The 26,957-nt window shown below is 72.2% G+C and carries 29 protein-coding genes; 18 read left to right on the forward strand and 11 right to left on the reverse strand.

The features are described 5' to 3' along the window. Positions 1-121 precede the first annotated feature (121 nt). Entirely contained in the window at positions 122-2,341 is a 2,220-nt protein-coding gene (locus tag ACZ61C_RS42360) for an extracellular catalytic domain type 1 short-chain-length polyhydroxyalkanoate depolymerase (RefSeq protein ID WP_465313601.1), read from the forward strand. On the opposite strand, the gene ACZ61C_RS42365 is transcribed toward ACZ61C_RS42360, so the two are convergent. Both ACZ61C_RS42365 and ACZ61C_RS42370 read right to left on the reverse strand, forming a co-directional pair. Next, positions 2,338-2,838 (reverse strand): methylated-DNA--[protein]-cysteine S-methyltransferase, encoded by a 501-nt coding sequence (locus ACZ61C_RS42365; RefSeq protein ID WP_465313602.1) that lies wholly within the window; start codon positions 2,836-2,838, stop codon positions 2,338-2,340. The genes ACZ61C_RS42360 and ACZ61C_RS42365 overlap by 4 nt on opposite strands. 16 nt (positions 2,839-2,854) lie before the next feature. Beyond that, positions 2,855-3,751, reverse strand: a complete 897-nt coding sequence (locus ACZ61C_RS42370) for a glycoside hydrolase family 16 protein (RefSeq protein ID WP_465313603.1) — start codon at positions 3,749-3,751, stop codon at positions 2,855-2,857. Positions 3,752-4,076: 325 nt separating this feature from the next. Between ACZ61C_RS42370 and ACZ61C_RS42375 the strand changes: the two genes are divergently transcribed. Next, on the forward strand, positions 4,077-5,249 hold the full coding sequence (locus ACZ61C_RS42375) for a glycoside hydrolase family 64 protein (protein ID WP_465313605.1): 1,173 nt from the start codon (positions 4,077-4,079) through the stop codon (positions 5,247-5,249). Positions 5,250-5,291: 42 nt separating this feature from the next. Further along, a complete protein-coding gene (locus tag ACZ61C_RS42380; RefSeq protein ID WP_093953761.1) occupies positions 5,292-5,504 on the forward strand; it encodes a hypothetical protein in 213 nt (70 codons plus the stop codon). 130 nt (positions 5,505-5,634) lie between these two features. Here ACZ61C_RS42380 and ACZ61C_RS42385 read toward each other — a convergent pair whose 3' ends face one another. After that, positions 5,635-6,105 carry an ATP-binding protein gene (locus ACZ61C_RS42385; RefSeq protein ID WP_465313606.1) on the reverse strand — a complete coding sequence of 157 codons (471 nt, stop codon included), beginning with the start codon at positions 6,103-6,105 and terminating at the stop codon, positions 5,635-5,637. Positions 6,106-6,325: 220 nt separating this feature from the next. On the opposite strand from ACZ61C_RS42385, the gene rho reads away from it, so the two are divergent. After that, positions 6,326-7,387, forward strand: a complete 1,062-nt coding sequence (gene rho / locus ACZ61C_RS42390; RefSeq protein WP_465313607.1) for a transcription termination factor Rho — start codon at positions 6,326-6,328, stop codon at positions 7,385-7,387. 217 nt (positions 7,388-7,604) lie between these two features. Here rho and ACZ61C_RS42395 read toward each other — a convergent pair whose 3' ends face one another. The 3 genes from ACZ61C_RS42395 to ACZ61C_RS42405 form a co-directional block, all read right to left on the reverse strand. Next, complete coding sequence (locus ACZ61C_RS42395; RefSeq protein ID WP_465313608.1) at positions 7,605-7,805, reverse strand: DUF3072 domain-containing protein; 201 nt, start codon at positions 7,803-7,805, stop codon at positions 7,605-7,607. A gap of 63 nt (positions 7,806-7,868) precedes the next feature. Continuing rightward, positions 7,869-8,285: a hypothetical protein gene (locus ACZ61C_RS42400; RefSeq protein WP_465313609.1), complete on the reverse strand. Its 417-nt coding sequence runs from the start codon at positions 8,283-8,285 to the stop codon at positions 7,869-7,871. Positions 8,286-8,340: 55 nt separating this feature from the next. After that, complete coding sequence (locus tag ACZ61C_RS42405) at positions 8,341-9,393, reverse strand: C40 family peptidase (protein ID WP_465313610.1); 1,053 nt, start codon at positions 9,391-9,393, stop codon at positions 8,341-8,343. Between the two features lie 365 nt (positions 9,394-9,758). Here ACZ61C_RS42405 and ACZ61C_RS42410 point away from each other — a divergent pair, with 365 nt between their 5' ends. The 5 genes from ACZ61C_RS42410 (at position 9,759) to ACZ61C_RS42430 (ending at position 14,817) form a co-directional block, all read left to right on the forward strand. Continuing rightward, positions 9,759-9,962 (forward strand): heavy-metal-associated domain-containing protein, encoded by a 204-nt coding sequence (locus tag ACZ61C_RS42410; RefSeq protein ID WP_465313611.1) that lies wholly within the window; start codon positions 9,759-9,761, stop codon positions 9,960-9,962. After that, positions 9,959-10,858, forward strand: coding sequence for a hypothetical protein (locus ACZ61C_RS42415; RefSeq protein WP_465313612.1), 900 nt, complete (start codon positions 9,959-9,961; stop codon positions 10,856-10,858). The genes ACZ61C_RS42410 and ACZ61C_RS42415 overlap by 4 nt, the downstream gene beginning before the upstream one ends. Next, a complete protein-coding gene (locus tag ACZ61C_RS42420; RefSeq protein ID WP_465313613.1) occupies positions 10,855-13,002 on the forward strand; it encodes a heavy metal translocating P-type ATPase in 2,148 nt (715 codons plus the stop codon). Before ACZ61C_RS42415 ends, ACZ61C_RS42420 begins: the two co-directional genes overlap by 4 nt. Positions 13,003-13,081: 79 nt before the next feature. After that, positions 13,082-13,912 carry a peptidoglycan-binding protein gene (locus ACZ61C_RS42425; protein ID WP_465313614.1) on the forward strand — a complete coding sequence of 277 codons (831 nt, stop codon included), beginning with the start codon at positions 13,082-13,084 and terminating at the stop codon, positions 13,910-13,912. A gap of 86 nt (positions 13,913-13,998) precedes the next feature. Continuing rightward, a complete protein-coding gene (locus ACZ61C_RS42430) occupies positions 13,999-14,817 on the forward strand; it encodes an LLM class flavin-dependent oxidoreductase (protein ID WP_465313615.1) in 819 nt (272 codons plus the stop codon). Here the strand turns inward: ACZ61C_RS42430 and ACZ61C_RS42435 are convergent. Both ACZ61C_RS42435 and ACZ61C_RS42440 read right to left on the reverse strand, forming a co-directional pair. Then, a complete protein-coding gene (locus tag ACZ61C_RS42435; protein WP_465313616.1) occupies positions 14,771-15,718 on the reverse strand; it encodes a threonine/serine dehydratase in 948 nt (315 codons plus the stop codon). The two genes, ACZ61C_RS42430 and ACZ61C_RS42435, sit on opposite strands and share 47 nt — an antisense overlap. Positions 15,719-15,767: 49 nt before the next feature. Then, positions 15,768-16,775, reverse strand: coding sequence for an aldo/keto reductase (locus ACZ61C_RS42440; RefSeq protein WP_465313617.1), 1,008 nt, complete (start codon positions 16,773-16,775; stop codon positions 15,768-15,770). Positions 16,776-16,918: 143 nt separating this feature from the next. Here ACZ61C_RS42440 and ACZ61C_RS42445 point away from each other — a divergent pair, with 143 nt between their 5' ends. Beyond that, positions 16,919-17,779 carry a helix-turn-helix transcriptional regulator gene (locus ACZ61C_RS42445; protein WP_465313618.1) on the forward strand — a complete coding sequence of 287 codons (861 nt, stop codon included), beginning with the start codon at positions 16,919-16,921 and terminating at the stop codon, positions 17,777-17,779. Here ACZ61C_RS42445 and ACZ61C_RS42450 read toward each other — a convergent pair. Beyond that, complete coding sequence (locus ACZ61C_RS42450) at positions 17,761-18,672, reverse strand: LysR family transcriptional regulator (RefSeq protein ID WP_465313619.1); 912 nt, start codon at positions 18,670-18,672, stop codon at positions 17,761-17,763. The genes ACZ61C_RS42445 and ACZ61C_RS42450 overlap by 19 nt on opposite strands. A 74-nt stretch (positions 18,673-18,746) precedes the next feature. Between ACZ61C_RS42450 and ACZ61C_RS42455 the strand changes: the two genes are divergently transcribed. The 6 genes from ACZ61C_RS42455 to ACZ61C_RS42480 all read left to right on the forward strand — a co-directional run bounded on the left by ACZ61C_RS42455 (position 18,747) and on the right by ACZ61C_RS42480 (position 24,162). Further along, complete coding sequence (locus ACZ61C_RS42455) at positions 18,747-19,676, forward strand: DMT family transporter (protein ID WP_465313620.1); 930 nt, start codon at positions 18,747-18,749, stop codon at positions 19,674-19,676. A gap of 10 nt (positions 19,677-19,686) precedes the next feature. Further along, positions 19,687-20,583: an NAD(P)H-binding protein gene (locus tag ACZ61C_RS42460; protein ID WP_465313621.1), complete on the forward strand. Its 897-nt coding sequence runs from the start codon at positions 19,687-19,689 to the stop codon at positions 20,581-20,583. Continuing rightward, a complete protein-coding gene (locus ACZ61C_RS42465; RefSeq protein ID WP_465313622.1) occupies positions 20,580-21,170 on the forward strand; it encodes a lysostaphin resistance A-like protein in 591 nt (196 codons plus the stop codon). The genes ACZ61C_RS42460 and ACZ61C_RS42465 overlap by 4 nt, the downstream gene beginning before the upstream one ends. A 111-nt stretch (positions 21,171-21,281) precedes the next feature. Continuing rightward, on the forward strand, positions 21,282-21,479 hold the full coding sequence (locus tag ACZ61C_RS42470) for a hypothetical protein (RefSeq protein ID WP_465313623.1): 198 nt from the start codon (positions 21,282-21,284) through the stop codon (positions 21,477-21,479). Between the two features lie 275 nt (positions 21,480-21,754). Then, complete coding sequence (locus ACZ61C_RS42475) at positions 21,755-23,533, forward strand: glycoside hydrolase family 76 protein (protein ID WP_465313624.1); 1,779 nt, start codon at positions 21,755-21,757, stop codon at positions 23,531-23,533. A gap of 14 nt (positions 23,534-23,547) precedes the next feature. Next, positions 23,548-24,162: a SecDF P1 head subdomain-containing protein gene (locus ACZ61C_RS42480; RefSeq protein ID WP_465313625.1), complete on the forward strand. Its 615-nt coding sequence runs from the start codon at positions 23,548-23,550 to the stop codon at positions 24,160-24,162. Between the two features lie 3 nt (positions 24,163-24,165). Here ACZ61C_RS42480 and ACZ61C_RS42485 read toward each other — a convergent pair whose 3' ends face one another. After that, a complete protein-coding gene (locus ACZ61C_RS42485; protein WP_465313626.1) occupies positions 24,166-24,639 on the reverse strand; it encodes a MarR family winged helix-turn-helix transcriptional regulator in 474 nt (157 codons plus the stop codon). Positions 24,640-24,721: 82 nt separating this feature from the next. Between ACZ61C_RS42485 and ACZ61C_RS42490 the strand changes: the two genes are divergently transcribed. Further along, the gene (locus ACZ61C_RS42490; protein ID WP_465313627.1) at positions 24,722-25,363 is read left to right on the forward strand and encodes an FMN-dependent NADH-azoreductase; all 642 of its coding nucleotides are present in this window, start codon (positions 24,722-24,724) and stop codon (positions 25,361-25,363) included. Positions 25,364-25,400: 37 nt separating this feature from the next. On the opposite strand, the gene ACZ61C_RS42495 is transcribed toward ACZ61C_RS42490, so the two are convergent. Continuing rightward, entirely contained in the window at positions 25,401-26,120 is a 720-nt protein-coding gene (locus ACZ61C_RS42495; RefSeq protein WP_465313628.1) for a M24 family metallopeptidase, read from the reverse strand. Positions 26,121-26,222: 102 nt separating this feature from the next. On the opposite strand from ACZ61C_RS42495, the gene ACZ61C_RS42500 reads away from it, so the two are divergent. After that, positions 26,223-26,732 (forward strand): ATP-binding protein, encoded by a 510-nt coding sequence (locus ACZ61C_RS42500; protein WP_465313629.1) that lies wholly within the window; start codon positions 26,223-26,225, stop codon positions 26,730-26,732. Positions 26,733-26,957 lie beyond the last annotated feature (225 nt).

Consider the following 26,957-nt stretch of genomic DNA (forward strand, 5'->3'; position numbering starts at 1 on the left):
AGCACTACGGCCGATCGGCAGTTCGAGCGGCCGGCGAAACATTCCGAAAATCGTTGACCGGTCCCGGGTCGCGAACCAACGATCGTCACAGCTGCGCCCTGCTCCCGGAAAGGAACATCGAGTGCGAAGACTCTTCACCGCTCTCCTCGCCGCAGTCTTGTCGATCGCCACCGCCATCGTGCTGGTGATCACGGCGCAGCCCGCGTCGGCGGCCACGCTGACCCGCGTGACCGGTTTCGGCGCCAACCCCAGCAACCTGAACATGTACACCTACGTCCCGGACCGGGTCGCCGCCCGCCCGGCGCTGCTCGTCGCCATCCACTACTGCACCGGCTCGGCCTCGGCGGTCTTCACCGGCTACGCGCACGACTACGTCACTGCGGCCGACCAGTACGGCTACGTCATCGTGTTCCCCGAAGCCACGCGCAGCGGGCAGTGCTTCGACGTCTCTTCGCCGCAGGCCCTCACCCGCGGCGGCGGCAGCGACCCGGTCGGCATCCTGTCGATGGTCGACTACGCCGAACAGCACTACAACGTCGATCCCGCCCGGGTGTTCGTCACCGGCTTCTCCTCCGGCGCGATGATGACGAACGTGCTCGCCGCCGAGTACCCGGACGTCTTCACCGCCGGTTCGGCGTTCATGGGCGTGCCCGCCGGCTGCTTCGCCACCACCGACGGCTCGAGCTGGAACAGCCAGTGCTCGGGCGGCCAGCTGACCAAGACCGCGCAGCAGTGGGGCGACCAGGCCCGCCGGATGAGCGGCGGGCGCAGCGGCCCGTTCCCGCGGATGCAGCTGTGGCACGGCACCGCCGACGACACCCTCCGCTACCCGAACTTCGGGGAGGAGGTCAAGCAGTGGACCAACCTCGCCGGGGTGAGCCAGACGCCGTCGTCGAGTGACGCGCCGCAGTCCGGCTGGACGCGCACCCGCTACGGCGGCAGCGGTGCGCAGGCGCCGGTCGAGGGCATCAGCGTCCAGGGCGCCGGGCACGTGCTGCCGCAGAGCGGGATGGTGGCGTACGCGATCGTGTTCCTCGGCCTGAACAGCGGCGGGACGACGACCACCACGACGCCGACGTCACCCTCCGCCGGCACCACGCTCGGCGGCGCGGCGAACCGGACCGGCCGCTACTTCGGCACGGCGGTCTCGGCGGGCAAGCTCTCGGACAGCGTCTACACCGGGATCCTGAGCCGCGAGTTCTCCATGGTCACGCCGGAGAACGAGATGAAGATCGACGCCACCGAGCCCGCGCAGAACCAGTTCTCCTACGGCAACGCCGACCGGATCGTCAGCCAGGCGACCGCCCAGGGCGCCCGGATGCGCGGGCACACGCTGGCGTGGCACTCGCAGCAGCCCGGCTGGATGCAGAGCATGGAGGGTTCCGCGCTGCGATCGGCGATCCTGAACCACGTCACCCAGGTCGCGACCCACTACCGCGGCCGGATCTACGCCTGGGACGTCGTCAACGAGGCGTTCGCGGACGGCAGCTCGGGCGCCCGGCGCGACTCGAACCTGCAGCGCACCGGCAACGACTGGATCGAAGCGGCGTTCCGTGCCGCGCGAGCGGCCGACGCGAGCGCCAAACTCTGTTACAACGACTACAACACCGACGACTGGAACCAGGCGAAGACCCAGGCCGTGTACCGCATGGTGCAGGACTTCAAGTCCCGCGGCGTGCCGATCGACTGCGTCGGCTTCCAGTCGCACTTCAACCCCAACAGCCCGGTGCCGTCGAGCTACCAGACGACCCTGCAGAACTTCGCCGCCCTCGGTGTCGACGTGCAGATCACCGAGCTGGACATCGAAGGCTCGGGCACCGCGCAGGCGAACAACTTCCGCACGGTGACCCAGGCGTGCCTCGCGGTGGCGCGGTGCACCGGGATCACGGTGTGGGGGATCCGGGACACCGACTCCTGGCGCGCGTCGGCCACGCCGCTGCTCTTCGACGGCAACGGGCAGAAGAAAGCCGCCTACACCGCGGTGCTCGACGCGCTGAACAACGGCGCCCCGCCGGACGGCGGCCCGACGACGACCACCCCGCCGCCCACCACCACGACCACCCCGCCGCCGGGGAACTGCGCCGCGACCTACACCAGGACCGCGGAGTGGAACGTCGGCTTCAACGGACAGGTTTCGGTGTCGGGCACGAACACCTGGGTGCTCACGATCACCTTCCACGCGCCGCAGAAGGTCATCGGCAGCTGGAACTACACCGGAACCTGGGACAGCACGGGATACGTGCTGACCGCCCGGCCGAACGGGAGCGGGAACGTCATCGGGTTCACCGTGCAGCACGGCGGGAACCTGACGGACCCGAGCGTGACCTGCACGACCGGCTAGAACAGGCGGCCGACCTCGTCCGCGGGCGGTTCCTCGAGGCTGAGGAGGAACCGCTTACGGGTGAGGCCGCCGGCGTACCCGGTCAGGCCGCCGCTCGTGCCGACCACGCGGTGGCAGGGCACGATGACGCTGATCGGGTTCCAGCCGTTGGCGTTCCCGACCGCCTGCGCGGCGCCGGGGTCGCCCAGCTCCGCGGCCAGCTGCCCGTACGTGCGGGTTTCGCCGTACGGGATCTTCGTCAGCAGCGCCCAGACCTGCTTTTCGAACGTGGAGCCACGCGGCGCGAGCTCGAGGTCGAACTCGCGCCGCGTGCCCGCGAAGTACTCGCCGAGCTGACGCTTCACGTCGTCGAAGCCGTCTTCGACGCGGGGGCCGAGGTCGGTGACGCGCGGGGTCCGCAGGTGGCCGTCGAAGTACAGGCCGATGAGCCCGGCATCGTCGCGGACCAGGGTCAGCGGCCCGATGGGCGAGTCGAGGACGGTGTGCCGGACGCTCATGGCGCCAGCCTACCGGTCAGCTGTCGCTGACCTTCACCGACAGCGAGTCGACGCTCATCTCGGCGCCGGGCGTGATGTCGGCGGACGGGCTGGTGCAGCCGCAGACCTTGTTCGGGTAAGAGCCGCCGATCGCGACGTCGAAGATGACGAAGAAGCCGTGGTCGACGGCGGCCTTCCAGGTGGCGTCGGAGACCTGGTTCTGCTGCACCGCGAAGGTCTGGTTGCCGTCGAGGTAGAAGCGTAGCTCTTCGGCCGCGGTGGTGCGGCGGTCCACGATCACCGAGTAGGTGTGGTAGCCCTCCTGGCAGCCTGCGCACTCCTGGAGGTCGCTGGTGATGCCGTCCGGGTCGTGGCACTCGCCCTGCCATTGTCCACAGTGGAATGTGGTGGAGTGCTTGCTCAGCGCGTTGACGTCCTCCATGATGTCGAGCTCGCCGATGCTCGGCCAGTTCGTCGCGCCGACCGGGCGCGCGTCGGCGCCCATCGCCCAGAACGCCGGCCAGTACCCGAGCCCGCTCGCCGGGGACGGCTGCTTCAGCGACGCGCTGATCTCGAGCTGGCCGCCTTCGGGGGCGGCGAAGTCGGTCCGCTGGGTTTCGATCCGGCCCGACGTCCAGTTGCCGGCGGCGTCGCGCAGCGGCTTGATCGCGAGGTGCCCGGCGCCGTCGTGGTGGACGTTGTCGGTCGAGTCCGTCGCCGTCTCGAGCTCGCCGGTGCCCCAGTTCGCCGCGCCACCCGGGTAGCCGGTTCCCTTGTCGTAGAGCCAGTCCTGGGTGTTCAGGCCGGTGCCCGCGGCGCCGTCGAAGGTGTCTTCGAAGACCGTGGTCCAGTTCTCTTCGGCGTGCGCCGGGGCAGCCGTGGCGAGGAATGTCAACGTTGCCAGCACGGCGGTGAGCCGCTTGACGGTGCGCATGGAGGTCTCGCTTCCTGAGGGGAACGGGGTCGTCCACGACCTGCGAGGCCGTCCACTGTCACCGCCGGTTCGTGCCCGCGTCAAGGGATGTGCCCGGAAGTACTGCGCACGCGGTACCCGTGGGCAGTCCCGAAGGGATCGCGTTTGGAATTCGCTCCGGTGGGGCATCGCGCGGGTCGGCTGAAGCGGTGGTCTGGACCTTCTTTCGAAGGGTTGCCAGGTAACGAAAGTGGAGTCATAGTTTGTTGACGTCCACAACGAATCCTGCGAACCGCCCTCGGATGTCCATTATGGACTCCGCCGTATCCTCAACGTGGAGGACGCCATGATCTCCCGTCGCTCGTTCCTCGGTCTCACGGCGGCGACGCTCGCCACGGCCACCGCGCTGCCGCTCGCGCGGTCCGCTTACGCCGCGACACCGGACACGTTCGGCCTCAAGCTGGTCAACAACTCCGGCTCCGGCACCGTGTACGCCTACGTCACCGGCACGACGCCGGACGGGCGGCTGGTGCTGCTGCGCGCCGACGGCTCGCCGTACTACCCGGACTCGCCGTCCGGGCCGACGACACCACTGCCGGAGGACTGCGCGATCCCGGTCGGGTCCGGCGCCCAGGTTTCGGTGCCCAAGATGGGCGGTGCGCGCATCTACGTCGTCACGGACGCGAAGCTCGACTTCTTCCTCGACCCGGGGCCGAACCTGGTGCACCCCAGCTTCCTCAACTCCGGGGACGCCAACTACGGCAAGAACTGGTCGTTCAGCGAGTTCACGTTCAACGACCAGCAGCTGTTCGCCAACATCAGCTACGTCGACTTCGTCGGCATCCCGATGGGACTGTCGCTGACCACGGCCGGCTCCGCCACAATGTCCGTCGCGGGCCTGCCTTCGGGGGCGGTGGACCAGATCGCGTCGGAGCTGTCCGGGCTCGGCGGCGAATGGCCGGGCCTGGTGCAGACCGGCGGAGGCGGGAACCTGCGTGTGCTGTCCCCCCACCACCACGCCGGGCAGTTCGGGGGTTACCTCGACGCGTACATCGACCAGGTGTGGCAGAAGTACGAGGGCGCGGACCTGGTCGTCGACTCGCAGAACCCGGGCCTGGGCACGTTCACGGGCCGGGTTTCCGGCGGGCAGCTGGTGTTCGGCGCCGAGTCGTTCGCCAAGCCCGCCACAGCGGACGTGTGGAGCTGCGACAGCGGGCCGTTCGCGCTGGCGGCGGGAGCGAGCGACGCGCGCAAGAGCATCGTCCCGCGCTTGGCGGCGGCGCTGAACCGGACGACGTTGCTGGACAACCCGAACCAGCCCACGGCGGAGGACCCGGCGAAGTTCTACCAGGGTGACGTGACCAACCACTACGCCCGGATCGTGCACGCGAAACTGCCGGACAACCGGGGATACGCGTTCCCCTACGACGACGTCAGCCCGGGCCCGGACTTCAGTGGCGCGGTGTTCGCGGGCGACCCGCAGGAGCTCACGATCACCATCGGCGCCACCCACGGCTGAGGCCGTGCGAAAACTGTCGGTGGTGGCGGCTAGCCTCTTCTCATGAACACGGACGACGCGACAGTCCCGGCGCACCAGCTCACCAAGGGCCAGTGGTTCTGGCACGAGCCCGCGCCGGGGCTGCCCGCGTGGCAGTTGCAGGTGAATTCGGCGGAACTGCTCGAAGACTCCGTCGAGATCTTCACGACGGACGAGGAACGAGAGCTGGTTTCCTACCCGCGAAACCGCTTGGTGCGGCTGGCCGGCGCGGCCTGAGGTTGTGAGGTAGGCCACTTTCCGGGGGGTGGGGGAAGGTTTGCGGCCGGGGGATCGCTGCAGCCGGGTGAACCGGGTTGAGCACGCTGGGAGTTGCGGCGTTTCCGGTTGAGTCTTTTCCGGCCGCCGGTCAGTTGCGGCTTTCTTTCCCCGACGCCGCCGCGTGCCAGGTCATGCGGATGCTCGTTCCTTCGTCGCTGCTGGTGATGTCGGAGTGGTCCGTCACCTTCTCGATCAGCAGCAGACCGCGGCCGCCCGAGGTGCGCAGGCCCGGTTGGTGCGGGCGGGTCGCGTCGATTCCGCAGCCGGTGTCGGTCACCGTGACCGTCAAGGCGTCTCCGGTGCGCGTGGCCTGAAGGCGCGCCCAGCCGTGGCCGCCCGGGTAGGCGTGCGCCGCGACGTTCGACAGCGCTTCGTACGTCGCCAGTGTGATGTCGTGCTTGCTGTCCGAGCCCAGCGGGAAGCCGCCGAGCCAGTGGGTGAGCTTGCGGCGCAGGTCGGCCATTTCGTTGGGCAAGGCCGGCGCCAGCTCTTCGAACGTCCAGGCGCCCATTGCGCCGACCGGCGCCGGGCTCCCGGGTTCCGGGCTGTGTCGAGGCACGATTCGCTCCCCTCGTTACTGCTTCTTCCACGGGCTACCCACCGCCACGGGATCTCACCCGTTGTGCTTTCTCGCCGGCCTCGCTACAGTGAAGGTGCTCCTCACGGATGTCGGCCCACGGCCGCCCGGAGGAAGCTCCCGGATCCAGGCCACTCGGCCTCTTTCCTCATCTTTCCGGCCCGCCTTCACGTGCGGCCGGCCCTCTCGTCAGGAGACAACCATGTCCTTCCACGGAATCCTCGACCTCTCGGGGAAAACCCCGTACGTCCGCACCGGCCACGCGCCGGGCCCGGGCGACCTCACCTTGCCGCTTTCCTTGGTGCGCAAGCACAATCTGCGGCCCGGTGACACGATCACCGGCACCAACGAGAAGATCACCAGCGTCAACGGCGCCGATCCGGGGGAGCCGCGGCCGCACTTCGCGGACCTCGTCCCGGTGCACCCGGACCAGCGGCTGCTGCTGGAAACCACGCCGACGCGGCTGCTGTCGCGCGTCATCGACCTCGTGACCCCGATCGGCAAGGGGCAGCGCGCTCTGGTCGTTTCGCCGCCGAAAGCCGGGAAAACCACGGTGCTGCGCGAAATCGCCCACGGCGTCGCGGTCAACCACCCGGAATGCCGGCTGCTGGTGCTGCTCGCCGACGAACGTCCGGAGGAGGTCACCGAGCTGAGCCGGACCGTGCGCGGCGAGGTGATCGCGTCCACTTTCGACCGGCCGCCCGCCGAGCACGTCGCGGTCGCCGAACTCACCGTCGAGCGCGCGAAACGCTTGGTGGAGCAGGGCGAAGACGTCGTGCTGCTGCTCGACTCGCTGACCCGGCTCGGCCGGGCGTACAACCTTTCGGCCCGCCCGTCCGGCCGCACGCTGTCCGGCGGTGTCGACGCGGCCGCGCTGCAGCCGATGAAGCGGATCCTCGGCGCCGCAAGGAATGTCGAGGGCGGCGGCTCCCTCACGATCATCGCGACGGCACTGGTGGAAACCAGTTCTCTCGCCGACACGGTGTTCTTCGAAGAGCTGAAGAGCACGGGCAACGCCGAGCTCAAGCTCGATCGCAAGACCGCCGAACGCCGCGTGTTCCCGGCGGTCGACATCGCCGCCTCCGGCACCCGGCGCGAGGAACTCCTGGTCACCCCGGAAGAACTCCACGCGATGCACGACGTGCGCCGGGCTTTGGCGGGACCGCACGCGATCGAGCAGCTGCTCGACCAGCTCCGCAAGACGGGCTCGAACGCCGAGTTCCTGTTCCGCGTGTCCGGAGCGGCCATGGCGCAAGCCGCCTGAGCGTCCGGAGCTCACGGTGCTCCCGAAGCTCGCCGATCACTTGCTGCCCGACACCACGGGCATCCTCGGCACTCTCCGGCGGCGCACCCTTGCCGGGCTCGTAGCGGTCATCTTCCGCCCGCCCGTGGTCCGGCGTGCCGGGCCGCGCGATCTCAGGCTGTTCGGCTGGGACATCCTCGGGTGGTGCCCCCGCCCCGGCGCCGCCCACCGAGCAGTCTCAGGCACCCCGCCCGGTGGTCCGCTGCAGCGCGTCGATCCGCTCCGACGCCTCAGCCTTCGTCAGACCGTCCGGAACCTCTTCACCGGCCTCCTGGGCCAGCGTCTGCAGGTACGACTTCTGCGGCCCGGTCATCGGCTCGTCGCCGGTGGTCCAGTCGCTGGGGTCCTTCTCCGGGTTCGGCTCCACCGAGTCCGTCATGACGCCTCCTATCGAACATTTGTTCGCTCTGGTCCGACTCTAGCGCAGGGGTCCGACAACCGCTCAGGAAGCGGGAGTGCTCGGCGGACCGGCCTCGTGCCCCGGCCGCCCCGGCGTGCGGCGGGCCGCCTTCATCTGCTGTTCCTGCAGGTGGCGGCGCCCGCCGGTGAGGTCGTCGAGCAGCTCCTGCTCGAGGTCGCGGCAGGTTTTGTAGTACCCGTCGTCGTACTCCTCGACAACCTGGAACGTCCACCGTTCGGGGAGCACGTTGAGCCCGATGAGCTCTTCCGAGATCCGCCGCGCCCATTCGCCGTGGCCGGCTTCTTCCAGCTGCTTGACGGCGTCGCCGAACGTGAGGTCCGCCCAGCCGGTGAGCTGGTGGAACGAGTAGAGGTGCCCGCGTGCCCGTTCGATCGTCTCGAAGGCTTCGGTCACCTTGCCGATCGCGTCGAGACTGGCGGTGTCGTGTTCGTCGACCATGCGCGGAAGATGCCCCGTTCCGGGAGTTCTACACATCCCGAACGGGGCATCCGCGTCAGGCGGTCGGCCGCGTGGCGCCCGCGTACTGGCTCTGCAGCGGCGAGATCTTGACGACGTCACCGCTGGTCGGCGCGTGGACCATCTTGCCGTCGCCGAGGTACATCCCGATGTGGGACACCGGAGAGTAGTAGGCGACCAGGTCGCCCGGCTGGAGCTGGTCACGCGACACCGGCGTGCCGAACCCGGCCTGCGCCGAGGACGTGCGCGGGAGGGTGATGCCCGCCTGCTTGTACGCCCACTGCATCAGGCCCGAGCAGTCGAACGTGGAGGGCCCGGTGGCGCCCCAGACGTACGCGCTGCCGAGCTTGCTCAGCGCCGCGTTGACGGCTTTCTGCGCCGCCGCGGTGGGGGCCTTCACGGTCGGCGCCGCGCCGCCCGTGTCCTTCTGCGCGGCCTTGTCGGACGTGCTGAGCGTCCGGCTGGTCGCCTCGAGCTGGTCGATCTGGGCCTGGAGGTTCTTCTTCTTGCCCTCGATGTCCGACGCCAGCTTCGCCGCCGCGTCGCGGGCGTCGGTCGCCCGCTTCGCCGCGTCGGCCGCCGTCTTCTCGGCGGCCACGGCCTTGTCGGCGGCGCCGCTGAGGTTGTCCATCGCGGCGTTCTTGTCGGTCGCGATGACCTCGAGGGCCGCCGAGCGGTCCAGGAAGTCCTGCGTCGACGTGCCGGCCAGCAGCGCCGACAGCTTGTTCATCGCGACGCCGCTGGTGAACGACGCGCCGGCGAACTTGTCCACCTGGGACTGGTACTTCTGCTTGGCCTCGATGGCCTGGGCGCCGGAGTTCTTGGCGGCGGTGACGTCGGCGTTGGCCTTGTCGAGCTGCCCCTGCTTCGCGGCCAGGTCGTCCTGGGCCTTGAGCAGGTCTTCGTTGAGCTTTTCGGCCTGCGCCGCGAGGTCGCGGTACTTGGCCAGTGCTTCCGACCCGGTGGGCGGAGCCTGGAGGGCGGGGATGGGGGCGGCGGTGGCCGTCGGCTGGGCCACGGTGATCACAGTGATCACCGCGGCGGCCGCGAGGGCACCTGACACCACGCGCTTGACGGGATGCGAACGCATTCTCGCGCGGGTCTCCTTTGCTGTTCGGCCGCCGTCGGGCACCGGGCGGGCGAGTCGGGGGCCTCGTCCGCGCTGACCCGGCATCGGCCGCGCTTCACCGCATCTGGTGAAGCCGCGAACGGGGGGTCCGGTCCCCGGCAGGGGGTATCGGCGGCGATCTCGCGTCGCCGTCCATCGACGACCGGGGGCCGCGAGATCTCGAACAGGTTACGAAAAGAACACGGCAGCGTCCAGGTCTCCAGGAAAGCAACTGTGCGTGACGACGAGAAACACGCTTGGACCAGCGGTGCGGGGACCGGGTGTGGCGTGGGTTACAAGCCGTGACGGCTCTTGCATACAGTACCCCCCTAGGGTATCTAGGAGTCATGACAGCCACGACGTACACCGTCACCGGGATGACCTGCGGCCACTGCGCCCGGTCGGTCGAAGAGGAGATCCGCGAGCTCGGCGGCGTCACCGACGTCGCGGTGGACCCGGTCACCGGCTCGGTGACGGTCCACAGCACCGGCGAGCTCGCCGGCTCGGCCGTGCGCGAAGCCGTCGAAGAAGCGGGATACCGGCTGACATGAACACCGCAGCGAAGCTCTCCGCCTACGGTGCGGCACTCGCCCTGGTCGCCGGGGGCGGCTGGGCGGCCGGCACGGCCATCGGTCCCTTCCCCGGCCCGGCCGGGGTGCACGGCGGCGAGGACACCGCGCACGGCGACGGCCACGGCGGCGCCGTCACGGCCGCCGCGGACCACCAGCCCGGCGGCCTGGCCTCGGCCGCGGGCGGGTACACCCTCACGCCTACCGGCACGACGCTCACCCCCGGCGCCACCACGAAGGTCACCTTCACCATCACCGGCCCCGACGGCGCCGCCGTGACCGCCTACGACGTCGAGCACGAGAAGCGGATGCACTTCATCGTCGTCCGCCGCGACACCGCCGGTTACCAGCACCTGCACCCCGCACTGGGTGCCGGCGGCACGTGGACGGTGCCGGTCACGGTCGCCGAGGCGGGCAGCTACCGCGCCTTCGCCGACTTCACGCCCGCCGGCGGCCAGGGACAGACGCTCGGGGTCGACCTCGTCGCGCCAGGGCTGTTCCAGCCGGTCGAGCACCCCGAGTCGCGGGTCGCCGACGTCGACGGCTACCGCGTCCGGCTCGACGGTGACCTCGTCCCCGGCCGGTCGTCCCGGCTCACGGCGACCGTCACCAGGGACGGCCGCCCGGTCACCGACCTGCAGCCCTACCTCGGCGCGTTCGGCCACCTCGTCGCGCTCCGCGGCGGTGACCTCGGCTACCTCCACGTCCACCCGGACGGCGAGCCCGGCGACGGCAAGACGCCGGCCGGGCCCGCGGTGACGTTCTTCGCCGAGGTGCCCTCGGCCGGGACCTACCGGCTGTTCCTGGACTTCCGCCACAACGGCGTCGTCCGCACCGCCGAGTTCACCACGGCCACCGGGGAAGGGGACCGGCCATGACACTGCAGCTGGAGGCCCAGAGCGTCGAGCTCACGATCACCGGGATGACCTGCGCGTCCTGCGCCGCGCGGATCGAACGCAAGCTCGGCAAGCTGGACGGCGTCACCGCGACGGTCAACTACGCGACCGAAAAGGCGAAGGTCTCCTACGGCGGCGACGTCACCCCGCAGGATCTCGTCGCGCAGGTCGAAGCGGCGGGCTACGGCGCGACCCTGCCCGCCGCCGAACCGGAGGAGACCCCGGAGGAAAACCCCACCCGGGTAGTGCGGCAGCGGCTGCTCGGCTCCGCGGTGCTGAGCGTCCCGGCCGTCGTCCTGGCGATGGTGCCCGCGTGGCAGTTCACCTACTGGCAGTGGCTCTCGCTGACCCTGGCCGCGCCGGTGCTGGTGTGGGGCGCGTGGCCGTTCCACCGGGCCGCGTTCGCCAACCTCCGCCACGGCGCCGCCACGATGGACACGCTGATCTCGATCGGCACGATTGCCGCCTTCGGCTGGTCGCTGTACGCGCTGTTCTTCGGCACCGCGGGCACCCCCGGCCTGAAGCACCCGTTCGAGCTCACCATCGAGCGGATGGCCGGCGATGGCGCGATCTACCTCGAGGTCGCCGCCGGCGTCACGACGTTCATCCTGGCCGGGCGCTACTTCGAGGCGCGCTCCAAGCGCCGCGCCGGCGCCGCTCTGCGGGCGCTGCTCGACCTCGGCGCCAAGGACGTCGCCGTCCTGCGCGACGGGCGTGAGCTGCGAATCCCGATCGGCGAGCTGGTCGTCGGCGACCGGTTCGTGGTGCGGCCGGGGGAGAAGGTCGCGACCGACGGTGTCGTCGAGGACGGCGGGTCCGCGATCGACGCGAGCCTGCTCACCGGCGAAAGCGTGCCGGTCGAGGTCGCCCCGGGCGACACCGTGGCCGGCGCGACGGTCAACGTCGGCGGGCGGCTCGTCGTCCGCGCCACCCGCGTCGGCGCCGACACGCAGCTGGCGCAGACCGCGCGGCTGGTCGAGGAGGCTCAGACCGGCAAAGCCCAGGTTCAGCGGCTCGCGGACCGCGTCTCGGCGGTCTTCGTCCCGGTGGTCATCGCGCTGGCCGTGGCGACGCTCGCCTTCTGGCTCGGCGCGGGCGGCTCGCCCTCGGCCGCGTTCACCGCCGCGGTGGCCGTGCTGATCATCGCCTGCCCGTGCGCGCTCGGCCTGGCCACGCCGACCGCGCTGCTGGTCGGCACCGGCCGCGGCGCGCAGCTGGGCATCCTCATCAAGGGACCCGAGGTGCTCGAGTCGACCCGCCGGGCCGACACCGTGGTGCTCGACAAGACCGGCACCGTCACCACCGGCCGGATGTCCCTCGTCGAGGGCGACGGCGAAGTGCTGCGGCTCGCAGGCGCCGTCGAAGCCGCGTCCGAGCACCCGATCGCCCGCGCGATCACGGACGCGGCGCGGGAGCGCTTCGGAACACTGCCGTCCGTTGTGGACTTCCGCAGCATGCCCGGGCTCGGCGTGACCGGCACGGTGGAGGGCCGCACGGTGAGCGTCGGCCGGGCGGACGCCCCGGGAGCCGAGGTGACCACGGTCGCCGTGACGTGGGACGGCGAGGTCCGCGGCACGCTCGCGGTGGCCGACACCGTCAAGCCGACGTCCGCCGAGGCGGTCCGGCGGCTGCGCGGGCTCGGCCTGACCCCGGTGCTGCTCACCGGAGACAGCGCAGCCGTCGCCCACGCCGTGGCCGCCGAGGTCGGGATCGAGCACGTGATCGCCGAGGTGCTGCCGAAGGACAAGGCCGACGTCGTCAAGCGGCTGCAGGAAGAGGGCAAGGTCGTCGCGATGGCCGGGGACGGCGTCAACGACGCGGCCGCGCTCGCGCAGGCCGACCTGGGCCTCGCCATGGGCACCGGCACCGACGTCGCGATCGAGGCGGCCGACCTGACGCTGGTACGCGGCGACCTGCGCGCGGCGGCCGACGCGATCCGGCTCTCCCGCCGGACGCTGGCCACGATCAAGGGCAACCTCTTCTGGGCGTTCGCCTACAACGTCGCCGCGCTGCCGCTGGCCGCCGCCGGTCTGCTGAACCCGATGCTCGCCGGCGCGGCGATGGCGGTCAGCTCGGTCTTCGTCGTGACGAACAGCCTGCGCCTGCGGGGGTTCCGGGCGGGGTGACCGCCCGTTTTGTACGTCCCTTGTATCCGGTGGGGCGATCCTCTGGGCGGTAAGGGAACCCGACCAGTGGAGGACAGGGATGTTCACGAAGGCCGCCGTCCTGACGGCGATGATCGGAGCGGCGTTCGCCGTGGCCGCGCCGGCTCAGGCCGCGCCCGCGGTCACGACGGCGCTGCCCGCGGCGAACATGGAGGCCGTGCTGAAGGCGGCCCAGATCGACCCGCGCCGCGCCGACGACACCCAGACGCCGGGCGCGCACGACAGCGTCCTGCTCGTCGAGCAGGCGCTGCAGGCGAAGGGCCTGCTCGAGAGCAAGTACGTCGACGGGTACTTCGGCACCACGACGATCACGGCGTACTCGCAGTACCAGAAGTCGTTGGGCTACACCGGGATCGACGCCTCCGGCCTGCCGGGCAAGACGTCGCTGGAGAAGCTGGGCGACGGCCGGTACACGGTGAGCTCGCCGGTGTCGGCGGGCAGCCGTGTCTCGTACCGCGGGGTCACGATCAACACCCGCACCAAGGCGATGCTGCTGGAGGCCGAACGCCTTTCCGGCACCACGGTCGGCCTGACGCAGGGTTCGTACAACCCGGGCGGTGTCGACGCTTCGGCCGGGACGCACGACGGCGGCGGCGCGATGGACATCTCGGTGTCCGGCATGTCGTCGACGACCCGGACGAACTTCATCAAGGCGCTGCGCCAGGTCGGCTTCGCGGCCTGGTACCGCACGCCGGCGCAGGGGTTCGCCTACCACGTCCACGCCGAGGCGATCTCCGACCCGGACCTCTCCTCGGGCGCGCAGCACCAGACGGGCGACTACTACCTGGGCAAGAACGGCCTCGCCGGCGGCGGCGCCGACGACGGCCCCGCGGTCACCAAGGTGACGTGGGAGGAGTACCAGCGCGGCTGACGCTCCGGCGCGCGCCCGGCCGTGGTGGCACGGCCGGGCGCACCGGTGGTTGGATCGGGGTACCTGACAACCACGGGGGTGTTCCGATGCCGCAGAAGGCGTTCCGGTTCGGTGTGGTCGCGGCCGCGACCGAAGGCGGCGCGAAATGGCTCGCGACCGCGAAGCGCGCCGAGGAGCTCGGGTACTCGACCCTGCTCTGCCCGGACAACCTGAACATGCCCACCCCGACCGCCGCGCTCGCGGCCGCCGCCGCGGTGACGACCGAGCTGCGCGTCGGCTCGTTCGTGCTGGCCAGCCCGCTGCGCACGGCCCGCGCCGCGGCGTGGGAGGCGCACAGCCTCACCGTGGTGACCGGCGGCCGGTTCGAGCTCGGCCTCGGCACCGGGCTGCCGGCCATGCGCCAGCAGGCCGAAGAGCTCGGCCTGCCCTACGGCTCGGGGCAGGAGCGCCTCGACTCGATCTCCGAGACGATCGACCACGTCCGGCGTCTCGACGGCGACACGCACACGCCGGTGATGGTCGCCGCCGGCGGCCCGAAGGCGCGCCGGCTCGCCGCGGCGAAGGCGGACATCGTCACCCTCGCCGGCGGGGTGCTGACCACCCGCGAGGAGATGGCCGGGTACGTCGAGGAGATCCGCGCCGCCGCGGGCGACCGCGATCTCGAGCTGGGGCTCAACCTCTTCGTCGTCGGCGAGCAGGTGCCGCCGTGGATCCGCGGGTTCATCGGCGTCGACGCGGAAACGCTCATCGAGCACGACTCGCTGACCATGATCCGCGGCAGCCTCGACGACATGGCCGAGGAGCTCGAACGGCGCCGTGAAGAGCTGGGCGTCTCCTACGTCAGCGTCAACTCCGCGTTCATCGAAGAGTTCGCGCCGCTGGTGGCGCGGCTGTCGGGGAAGTGAGCGTCGCGGGGTCGGTGTTGGCCCCGCAGAGCAGGACGGCGACGCGCTCGCCGGGCGCCGGGCGGTAGGCGCCGGCGAGCAGCGCGGCGAACGCCGTCGCCCCGCCGGGCTCGACGGCCAGGCGGTACTGGTCCCACAACGCGGCCCGGGCGTCGAGGATCGTGGTGTCGTCCACGAGCACCGAGCCCACGTTCGCGCGGGTGGCGACGGCGAAGGCGATGTCACCGAGGCGGGTCGCGCCGAGGGAGTCGGCGGCGACCCCGGACACCTCGACCGAGACCGGCGCCCCGGCGGCCAGCGCCGCGTTCAGCGTCGGCGCGGTGCGCGGTTCGACGCCGACCACCCGCGCCCGGCCCTCGACCGCGGCGGTGATGCCGGCCAGCAGCCCGCCGCCGCCGACCGCGACCAGGATCGTGTCGAGCCCCTCGACCTGCTCCAGCAGCTCCAGTCCGACGGTGCCCTGCCCGGCGCAGATCTCGGGCTGGTCGTAGGCGTGGCAGAAGAGCGCGCCGGAGTCCGCCGCGTGCTTCACGGCCGCGTCGTAGGCGTCCGCGTACTTGTCGCCGACCAGCTCGACGGCCGCGCCCAGCTTCCGCAGCTTCGCGACCTTCACCGCGGGGGCGGTCTGGGGGACGTAGACCCGCGCGGCCACCCCGAACTCCCGCGCGGCGTGGGCGACGGCGAGCCCGGCGTTCCCGCCGGACGCCGCCACCACGCCCGCCGCCGCGAGCTCACCCGCGGCGAGGATCCGGTTGAAGGCCCCGCGGGCCTTGAACGACCCGGTGTGCTGGAGCTGCTCGAGCTTGAACCACAGGCCGTCGTCCCCCGCGAGGACCGGCGTGCGGCGGACCCGGCCGTGAATGCGCGCGGCCGCCCGTTCGACATCCGAAGTGCTGATCACGGCTCCAGCATGCGCGTGGCCGCGCGGGCACGCCAGCACCGCCCTCGCGTCAGCGCCGCCGCAGCCGCGGGTCCTCGATCGCCGGGGCCGCCGCCCGGTAGTTGTCGTGCCGGTTGACCTCGGTGCCGGGCGGGACGATCTCGTCGATGCGGTCCAGCACGTCACCGGGCAGCGGTCCCGCCGCGGTCAGCAGGTCGTCGAGCTGCTCGGGCGTGCGCGGGCCGATCAGCACCGACGTCACGGCCGGGTGGCTCAGCACGAACCGCACCGCCAGGTGGGTCAGCGGCATCCCGGCCTCGCCGGCGAGCTTCCCCAGCCGGCCGACGGCGTCCACCCGCGCCCGGTTCTCCGGGATCGCCAGGTCGAACACCTCGGGCATGAGCCCGGCGCGGTGGCTTTGCGCCGGGTCGCGCCCGGTCAGCCAGCCGCTGGAGAGCGGGCCGTAGGTCAGCACGCCCATGCCGTGGCGCTGAGCGGTCGGCAGGACGTCGTTCTCGATGATCCGGGTGAGGATCGAGTACCGCGGCTGCTCCGTGCGGAAGCGGTGGTGCCCGCCCCGCCGGGCGGCCCACTGCGCCTCGACCATCAGCTCGGCCGGGAACGTCGACGACCCGATCGCGCGCACCTTGCCCGCCCGGACGAGCTCCGACAGCGCGCCGAGCGTCTCGTCGATGTCGGTGGTGTGGTCCGGCCGGTGCATCTGGTAGAGGTCGAGGTGGTCGGTGCCGAGCCGGCGCAGGCTGGCTTCCACGGCGCGCTTGACCCACCGCGGCGAGCCGCCGGCCTGGTTGGCGTCGGGGCCCATCGGCATGGAGAACTTCGTGGCGAGCACCACGTCGTCGCGGCGGCCCCTGAGGGCCTCGCCCACGATCTCTTCGGACTCGCCGTGGGAGTAGACGTCGGCGGTGTCGACGAAGTTGACCCCGGCGTCGAGCGCCGCGTGGATCATGCGCACCGACTCGGCGCGGTCGGTGTTGCCCATCGCGCCCAGCATCATGGCGCCGAAGGCGAAGCGGCTCACGGACATGCCGGTGCCGCCCAGGATTTCGCGTTCCATCTCGGTTCTTCCTCGTCTCGGGAACTGGTCTGCTCCCAGGTAACCGCCGAACAGGGTCGGTTGATGGTCGCGAAGGAGGCTCGCTGCTACCGGGGGTCCAGCAGACCCCCGCACGAGCCCGGCCGCCGATCTAGGCTGGGGACATGAGCGAGGGCAACCCCGAACTGCGGGACTTCCTGCGGGCGCGGCGGGCCCGGGTCACCCCCGAAGACGCCGGGCTCGCCCCGGAACCCGGGGTCCGGCGCGTCCCGGGCCTGCGGCGCGAGGAGGTCGCGCGGCTGGCCGGGGTGAGCGTCGACTACTACGTCCGGCTCGAGCGCGGGCGGAACCTGAACGTCTCGGAGTCGGTGCTGGACGCGATCGCGCGGGCGTTGCGGCTCGACGAGACCGAGCGGCGCCACCTGTTCGCGGTGGCCAAGCCGAGCCGCCGCCCGCGGCCCCTGCCGCCGCAGCGGATCCGGCCCGGGCTGCAACGCGTGCTGGAGACCCTGTCCGACGTCCCGGCGATCGTCACCGGCCGCCGGCTGGACGTCCTGGGCAGCAACGCGCTGGCCAAGGCGCTCTACCGCGACTTCGACGCGCTGCCGCCGCGGGAGCGGAACATGGCCCGGTTCGTCTTCCTGGACCCCCTCGCCCGCGACCTGTACGCGGACTGGGCGTCGGCCGCCCGGAGCGTGGTGGCGACCCTGCACCTGTACGCGGGCCGCAACCCGCACGACCCGGCGCTGGCCGCCCTGGTCGGCGAACTTTCGGTGCGGGACCAGGACTTCCGCGGCTGGTGGGCCGAGCACGACGTCTACCAGCGCACCCACGGCACCAAGCACTACCGCCACCCGGTGGTGGGCGACCTGGTCCTCGGCTACGAGGCGCTGACCCCGACCGGCGACCGGGACCAGGTGCTCGGGGTGCACACGGTCGAACCGGGCTCACCCTCGGAGGAGGCGTTGCGGCTGCTGGCGAGCTGGGCCGCCGAACCGGCCCGGTCTCAGCGCGGGCCTTCGTAACGAGCCGACGCGGCGCGCAGTGCGTCCAGGCAGGCGCGCACCGCGCCGTGGTCTTCCTCGCCCGTGCGGCAGATCGCGTAGATCGTGCGGGTCAGGGGCGGGCGCGTGGTCAGGACGCGGACGCCTTCGGGCAGCCGCTCGCGGGCCAGCCGGGGGACCAGCGCCGCGCCGACGTTGCCCGCCACCAGGGCCAGCTGCGTCGGGTAGCTGCCGACCGTGCAGGTGATCCGCGGCTCCACCCGCTGCTTCCGCAGCACCTGAACGAGCCATTCGTGGCACCCGGACCCGGCGCTCCAGCCGATCCACGGCAGATCGTCCACTTCGGACAGTTCGACGGCCTTGCGGTGGGCCAGCCGGTGCCCGGCGGGCAGCACGAGGTCGGCGACGTCGGCGAACAGCTCGATCCGGGCCGTCGACGGCGGGATCACCGTCGGGCGGTCGGTCCAGCTCTCCACCACCGCGACGTCGAGGTCGCCGGCCAGCACCCGTGGCATGGTCTGCTCCGCCTCACCCTCGTTCAGCGTCACCGCGAGACGCGGGTGCTGCGCGGCGAGCGTGGCCAGCGCGGGCGGCAGGAGCGCGTGGACCGTCGTCGGGATCGCGCCGACCCGCAGCGGCCCGATGACGTCCTCGCGCAGCAGCTCCAGGTCCGCCTTCGCCTCGGCGACCTGCGCGAGGATCCGCTCGGCGTGCCCGGCGAGCACCTGGCCCGCCTTGGTCAGCCGGACCCCGCGGCCGCGCGGCTCCAGCAGCGGCTGGCCCGCTTCCCGCTCCAGCTTCGCCAGCTGCTGGGACACCCCGGACGGCGTGACGTGCAACGACGCGGCCGCCGAGGCGACCGAGCCCTGGGTGGCGACGGCGTGCAGCGCACGCATCCGATCCAGTCCGAACACGGTAGAGATGCTACTGGATTCTCCACAGAAACATTCGCTTGTCCTTGACAGTCGAAGACCGCACGCTGGAGGACGTGACCACGACCGCGACCCGCCCCACGCCCGCCCTGCCGCTGACCCAGCGCATCGACCCGCGCCTGCTCGCCGCGCTCGGCGGCTTCTGCATCTCCCTGTCGTCGGTCTTCATCAAGGTCTCGCACGCCAGCGGCGCCACGAGCGCGTTCTGGCGCTGCCTGCTCGCGCTGCCGGTGCTGGTCGCGCTCGCCGCGCGGGAACGGCGGAAGGCCGCGCCGGGGACCCGCCGCCGGGTGCTCTTCCCGCTGCTGGCCGGGGTCGGCCTCGGCCTGGACTTCGTGCTCTGGGGCGAGGCGATCCCGCGGGTCGGCGCCGGCATCGCGACGGTGCTGCTCGCCGTGCAGGTGATCATCGTGCCGGTGCTGGCGTTCGTGTTCCTGTCCGAACGGCCGGCGAAGCGGTTCCTCGTCGCCGTGCCGGTGCTGCTCGGCGGGGTCGTCCTGGCCGGCGGGTTCGCCGGGACCGGCGCGTTCGGCCCCGACCCGGTCACCGGGGCGGTCGCGGCGCTGCTGGCCGGGGCCGGGTACGCCGGGTACCTCTTCCTGATCCGGCTCAGCGGCGGCCACGGGACGCAGTCGTGGTCCCTGCTGCTGGCGACGCTCTCCGCCGGCGTGGTCGCGGTGGTGCTCGGCGTCCCGTCCGGCACGCTCGACTTCGCGCCCGGGTGGCCCACGTTCGGGTGGCTTGCCGCGCTCGCCGTGCTCGGCCAGCTGGTCGGCTGGCTGCTGATCTCGGCCGCGCTGCCGCGGATGTCGGCCACCGCGGGGGCGACGCTCATGCTGCTGCAACCGGTCGGGGCGGTGCTGCTGGGGATCGGCCTGCTCGGCGAGTCGCCCGGGGTGCTGCAGCTCGTCGGCTGCGCGGGAGTGGTCGCCGCGGTCTGCTTCGCCGGCACCGGGCGTTCTGCGGGCCGGCGGGACCCCGGTTAACGTCGCGGGTATGCGAGTACTGGTGGCCGGGGCTTCGGGGTTCGTCGGCAGCCGGTTGTGCCCGGCGCTGGAAGACGCGGGACACGAGGTGCTCGCGATGACGCGGCACCCCGCGAAGTACGAAGGCGCCGGGAAGGCCGTGCGCGGCGACGTCGCCGACGTGGGGTCGTTGCGTGACGCGCTGAAGGGCGCCGACGCCGCCTACTACCTCGTGCACTCGCTCGACAGCGCGGACTTCCAGCGCCGGGACGCCGACGCGGCCCGCGCCTTCGCCCGCGCGGCGGCCGACGCGGGCCTGCGCCGGATCGTCTACCTCGGCGGGCTCGGGGACGACGACGATTCGCTGTCCGAGCACCTGGCCAGCCGGCGCGAGGTCGAGCGGCTGCTGGGGGAGACCGGCGTGCCGGTGACGGTGCTGCGCGCCGGGATCGTGATCGGGCACGGCGGCACGTCGTGGGAGCTGACCCGCCAGCTGGTGGAGCACCTGCCGGCGATGGTCACCCCGCGCTGGGTCGGCACCCGCACCCAGCCGATCGCGATCGCCGACGTCGTCCGCTACCTCGCCGGCGTGCTCGACCACCCGGAGGCCGAGGGCCGGACGTTCGACATCGGCGGCCCCGAGGTGCTGGCCTACCGCGACATGCTGCAGCGCGTGGCGGCGATCGAGGGCCGGCCGCTGCTGATCGTGCCGGTGCCGCTGCTGTCGCCGAAGCTGTCCTCGTACTGGCTTTCGCTGGTGACCGACATCGACGTCACGACCGGGCGGGCGCTGATCGACTCGATGACCAACGAGGTGGTCGTTCGCGACGATTCGATCCGCCGGATCGTCGAGTTCGAGCCGCTGGGCTACGACGAAGCCGTGCTGCAGGCGCTGGGCGAGCGGGCGAAGAACCGGCGGCCGGCGTGACGAAGGGGTTCCTGGCCGCGGTGACGGCCGGCGGGTCCGGGCTGCTCGGCGCGTCACTGGCCAGCAGTTCGGGTTCGCGCCGCTTCCACACGCTCACGGCGTCGGTCGCCGCGACCTGGCTGAGCGGCGCGGCGGCGGCCGGCCCGGTCCGGCGCGGGCGCCCCGACGTCGTCCAGCCGGTCCTGGCGGGCGCGGCCGCGTTCGCGGTGTTCTACGGCGGCGCCCTGGTGGCCCGGCACATCCCGCTGCTGCGCCGGGCGATCGCCGGCGTGCTCGACCACGCACATCGCGGCTCGACCCCTTCGGTGGCGGTGACGACTTTGGTGACGGGCGCGGCCGAGGAGGTATTCTTCCGCGGCGCGGTCTACGACGCGTTCGGCGCGCGCGGCTCGACGGCGGTGTACGTGCTGTCCACGACGGCGACCCGGAATCCCGCACTGGTACTGGCATCGGCGGCCATGGGGACGCTTTTCGCGGTGCAGCGAAGCCGGTCCGGCGGGGTGCAGGCGCCGCTGTTGACCCATGTCGTGTGGTCGGCACTGATGCTGGCGTTCATGCCGCGCCTCTTCCCGCCGGAGAGCACCTAACGGCACCGTCGCGCCCGGTAGCCGAAGCCGGCCGCGGCGCACGAAGCCGCTCCGGCCGCGACGGGTGACACGCCGGCGGTGGCGAGGACGAGCTCGCCGACGATCAGGGTGGTGACGATCCTGCTCGCCTGCGGGTTCGCCGGCGACGCGCTCGGGCCGTGGCAGCGGGCCCGGGCGCGGATCGAGACGAGCGCCGCTTCGCCCGAGCTCGGCCTGGTCATCACGAACGGCCTCGACGACTTCTCCCAGGACCTCGGTGACCGGCTGGCCGAGGCGCGGCAGGAGGTCGCCGAGCTGAGGCAGCGCTAGCAGGACCTCGCGGCCCGGCTGGCCCGCGAAGAGATCAAGTGCCGTCAGCTCGAAGACGACCTCGCGCGGCTGCGGGCCGAGCTGGCCGAGATCAACCAGGCCCGGCGGCACGCGGAAGAGCAGGTGGAGCTCGTCGCCGCGGAGTCCTCGGACAACGAATCCCGCCTGAACGGGCAATCACTGTCCGGAACGAGCCAGAACCGGGCGGATTCCTTCAGGTTCGCGCCGCCGTTCCCTACTCTGGAGCCACCCCCGGTGCGTGGAGAGGGATGTCGATGCGGACATTGCTCGTGGTGCTGCTCGTCCTCGGTTCCCTGACCCCGATCCCCGCCGCGGCGGCGACGGCGGTGTGTGTCACCTCGTGTGACACCCTCGATCCGTCGAAGGCCGCGCGGGAGAGCTTTCCGTTGCCGGACAAGGTGATCAACAACCGTGTGCTGCGGTTGCACGCCTCCGACCCCGACGGAATGGCCTGGGCCAGCATCGACAACGGCGTCGCCGGCGACGGTGTCTGGCTCGACCGCTCGTGGGACGGCGGCGCCACCTGGGAAGGCCTGCTGGGCAAGGCGACTGTGCCCGGTTCGTGGACCGGCACGCGCACGCTCATGTACAACCTCACCGATCCGGCGCACCACCGCCGTGGCCTGGTCCGGGCCTGCGGTGACGCGCAGGGGGTCGGCTGCACCGCGTGGATCTACCCGGTGGTGTGCGATACCGCTTGTGACGGCAGCGCACCCGCCGCCGGGGACAGCCAGCCGGTGGCGCCGACCACCCTGTTCGGGCGCACCATCCGCCTGCACTTCGACGGCCGTGGCCTGGCGTGGGGGAGCATCGAGGCGGGCGGCGCCGGGGACGAGATCTGGCTCGACCGCTCCTGGGACGCGGGCGCGAGCTGGCCGGACGGCTCGTCGCTGGGCCGCGCCGGCGTCGCCGCGGGCGCGACCGGGCGCGGCACCACGGCGTTCGCGACGCGCGATCCCCGCGGCCGGCTGTTCGGCGGCGCCGTGCGGGCGTGCGGCCGGGAAGCCGCGCACGCGCAGGGAAGCTGCACGGCCTGGGCGCGTCCGGCCCCGACCCGCGCCGCCGGGGCGCTCGACGCGCTGATGTGGTCCTACGACCCGTACACCGCGTGGTGGCCGTCGAGCTGGTGGAACTCGGCGGTCGCGGTGACGGCTGTCGCGGACGCCGGTGGTTTCGACGGCGCGCTGGCCCGCACCTTCGACGTCAACCGGGCCGCGTTCCCCGCCGGGGCCCGCAGTTCCGACCCGATCGACGGGCACTTCGTCAGCCGGGCGATCGACGACAGCGCGTGGTGGGGCCTGGCCTGGATCGCCGTCTACGACCGCACCCACGACGCCCGTTACCTGACCGAAGCGACGACGATCGCCAGCTACGTCAACGGGTTCTGGGACACCGGGACGTGCGGCGGCGGGGTCTGGTGGGACCGCGAGCGGACCTACAAGAACGCCGTCACGGCCGGGTTGTACCTGCGGCTGACGGCGTCCCTGCACACCCGCGTCGCGGGCGACACCGTGTGGGGACAGCGGGCCAGGACCGCGGGCGACTGGTACTTGAACAGTGGTCTGGTCAACACCTCCGGTCTGGTGAACGACGGCCTGACGGGCTCGTGCGCGAACAACGGCCAGACGGTCTGGACCTACAACCAGGGCCTCGGCATCGGCGGCCTGGTCGAGCTGTGGCGCGCCACCGGCGTCGGGTCCTATTTGGACGCCGCGCGGCGGCTGGCCGACGCGGCGATGGCCCGGCTCACCTCGGGTGGGGTGCTCGTCGAGTCCTGCGACACCGGCAAAAGCTCGTGTGACGACAACCAGAAGCAGTTCAAGGGCATCTTCATGCGCTACTTCGGTGACCTGGCCGCGGCGACGGGCTCGGCGACCTACCGCGCCTTCGCGCAGCGGCAGGCGGACGCGCTGTGGACGGGCGACCGGGACCCGCTGAACCGGATCGGCCAGCGCTGGACCGGGACCACGCCGAACGTGACCGACTGGCGGACCCAGGCGTCCGGCCTCGAAGCGGTGCTGGCGGCCGGGTAGTCCCGCACGCGAGAATGGGCGGCGTGCGGAAACTGCTCGCGGCCGTCGCCGCCCTCGTTGTGGTCGCCGGGTGCCAGTCCCCGGTCGCGGGGCACGCCTGGCCCACCGGGTTCGTCGTCAAGGACGGGACGGTGCTGCGGTTCCGCCCGGTCCTGACCGAGGTGCCGGCCGGGCCGGCGACGGGCCCGGCCGCCGAGCGGCAGAGCACCGATCCCGCCGTCCAGCAGGCAGCGGCGCGGGGGTTCGACTGCGCCCAGGGGAAGCCTGACCCGCTCGACGGCCGCGACGATCCCGCGTTGCCCCTGATCAGCTGCGACCGCACGCTGGGCACGAAGTACGTCCTCGGGCCCAGCTTCCTCGGCGGCGCGGACGTGAGCCGGGTGGACGCCACCGTGGATCCGCAGACCGGCGGTTCGGTCGTCAACCTCAGCTTCACGGCCAAGGGCACGAAGATCTGGGCCGAGTGGACCGGGCAGAACGTCGGTTCGCAGGTCGCGATGGTGCTCAAGAGCCGGGTGCTGACCGCGCCGGCCGTCCAGTCCGCCATCACCGGCGGCGAAACGCAGATCACCGGGAAGTTCACGCTGCCCGAGGCCCGGCAGCTGGCCCGCGACATCGCCGGGGGCTGAGCCTCAGCAGTCCGAGACGCCGCCCGCGCAGGCTTCGGTGTCGGACAAGCTCGTGGCCTGGTGGAGCAGTTCGTAGAGCGTCTCGCGCTGGTCGTGGCCGAGCGCGCCGAACACCTCGTCCTCCACCGCCGCGAGCGCGAACTCGGCGCGGGCCAGCAGCTTCGCGCCGACGTCGGTGAGCTCGACGACGTGGCGCCGCCGGTCGGCGGGGGAGCGGCGGCGTTCGACCAGGTTCTCGGCCTCGAGGTCGTTGAGCAGCCCGACGATGTTCGTGCCGTCCATCTCGAGGATCTTCGCCAGGTCCTGCTGTGAGCTGCCGCCGCGGTCGCGCAGCACGGTGAGCGCGAGCACGTGCCGCGGCCGCAGGCCGAGCGGAGCCAGCACCGACTCGCTGCGCAGCCGGATCCGGCGCCAGAGGTGGTCGAGCAGCGCGCCGCACCGGTGGGGCGGCTGGTTGACGACCGGCAACGAGGTCATCCGCCCAGTATATGGGCACATCGATGGTGCATGTGCTATTAATGGTTTGTCCAACACCAACGATCTATGGGCGGCTAACGACATGGCGCATCTCCTCCACATCGACTCGAGCATCCAGGGTGAGCGCTCGGTGAGCCGGCGGCTCAGCGCCCGGGCCGCGGCCGCGTGGCGCGCCGCGCACTCCGGCGGCACGGTCACCTACCGCGACCTGGGCGAACACCCGCTCCCGCACCTCGACGCCGCGAGCGGGCCGGCCCGCGCGATCCCGCCCGAGCAGCACACGCCGGCCCAGGCCGCGTCGTGGGCGCTGACCCAGGAGCTGGTCGCCGAGATCAAGGCGGCCGACACCGTGCTGCTGGGCCTGCCGGTCTACAACTACGGCGCGCCGAGCAGCGTCGAGGCGTGGGTCGACCACCTCATCGCGCCCGGGCTCTCGGTCGACCACGAGACCATGACGGGGCTGCTGGGCGGCCGCGAGTTCATCGTGCTGGCCTCCCGCGGCGGCGGGTACGGCGAGGGAACGCCCCGCGAGGGCTGGGACCACGCCGAACAGTGGCTCCCGCACGGCGTCGCGCTGACCGGCCTGGAGCCGCGGTTCATCACCGCGGAGCTGACGCTGGCCCCGGTCAACCCGGCGATGGCGGAGCTCATCCCGCTGGCGGACGCCAGCCTGGCGACCGCGGAGAAGCTCATCGACGAGCTGTGGGTTCCGGCGCGGGTCTGAAGCCCGGCCCGAGCGCCCCGAAGCCACCTCGGGGCGCTCAGGACTCCGCGGCGCTCGGGCCCAGCGTCAGCAGCTGCTCGAAGAACCCGCCGATCCCCAGGTCTCGGTCCACGAGGTGGACCTCCAGGATCCAGTGCGACGTCTGCCCGTTGCGGTCCGGGCGGCGCATCGGGCCGTCGCTGCCCGGCGCGATGTAGGAGTCGATGCGGTCGCCGTCGATCGTCTCGTGGGGGAACTGGCCGACCAGGTGCCCCGCGATCGCGCCGCCGAACTCCCAGCCCGCTTCGCGCGCCAGCTCGACCATGTGCGCGTACAGCTGCGCGCCGGTGATGTCCGGCCGGGCGGCGAAGTACGCGCGTCCGGCGTCGAAAACCGGGGCCAGCGTGGCGCGCAGGCGGTGCTTGACCGGGTCGTCGCCCAGCACGAACGTCCGGCCGAAGTCCGCTTCCCAGTCCTCGAAGATCGGGCCGAAGTCGGCGAACACGATGTCGTCCTCGGCGAGCACGCGGTCCGGCGGGTTCTCGCGGTAGGGCCGCAGCGTGTTGACCCCCGCGCGGACGATCCGCTTGTGCCAGTAGCGGTGGATCCCCAGCAGGTCACCGGCCAGGTCGCGGATCGCGTTGCTCGCCTCGGTCTCCCGGACGCCCGGTGCCAGGACCCCGCGTTCCCCGACGGCCGCGAACAGTTCGACGGCCTTCGCCTGCGCGTCCAGCAGCCGTGCCGCGCGCCGCGCCTCGTCCTCCACCAGCTCACCCATGGCCCCGACGGTAGCAACGCGAGCACAGCCGGTACCGTGCCGCCGGAGGCCGGGTGGCAAGATGCGGGACCCGGCAGTCGACCTGGGCGAGGAAGGTCAGGCTTGAGCGCGCACACCTCCCAGATGGACGATATCCGGCTGGTCGCGCAGCCCAGCGCGCTGCCGGTCACGGAACTGTTCGTCCGCCTGATTCTCACCGACTGGTCCCTGCTGCCGATGCTGGAGCAGGTGACCGCGACCGCGAAACGGCTGGTCGGGACCGTGATCGACGCCGGCGACCCCCGGTCGCCCGCCTTCGTCACGCTCCGGCTGCGGCTCCGCGCCGAAGTGCTGTCCGTCGAGGTCGACGACGACGTGCCCGGGCTGCCGGAGCCGAAGGTCGCCGGCCCGGGCGAACGGGTCGGCGTCACCCCGGGTGTGGGCGGGGCCCGCACGACGTGGTGCGAGCTCGAGCTGCCCGGCGGGATGAACGCGCGGCAGGTGCGCCTGCCGCGGCGCCAGGACCGCCGGACCCTCGTCGACGAGCCGGTCACCGGTGATCCCGTCGCCGCCGACCCCGAGGTGCTGGAGCGCCTGCTCAACCGCCTGAGCGGCTGGTCCGGCACGGGCTGAGGTGCGTTCCCGGACCGTTCTCGTCGTCCTCTACGACGGCGTCCGCCTGCTCGACGTCTCGGGCCCGCTGGAGGTCTTCGCCGAGGCCAACGCGCACGGCGGGCAGTACGTGCTGCGGACGGCGTCGCCCGGCGGGGGGGGGGGGGGGGGGGGGGAGGGGGGAGGGGGGGGGGGGTGGGGGGGGGGGGGGGAGGGGGGGGGGGGGTGGTGGGGTGGGGTGGGGGC

The sequence above is a fragment of the Amycolatopsis sp. NPDC104587 genome, assembly GCF_055583645.1.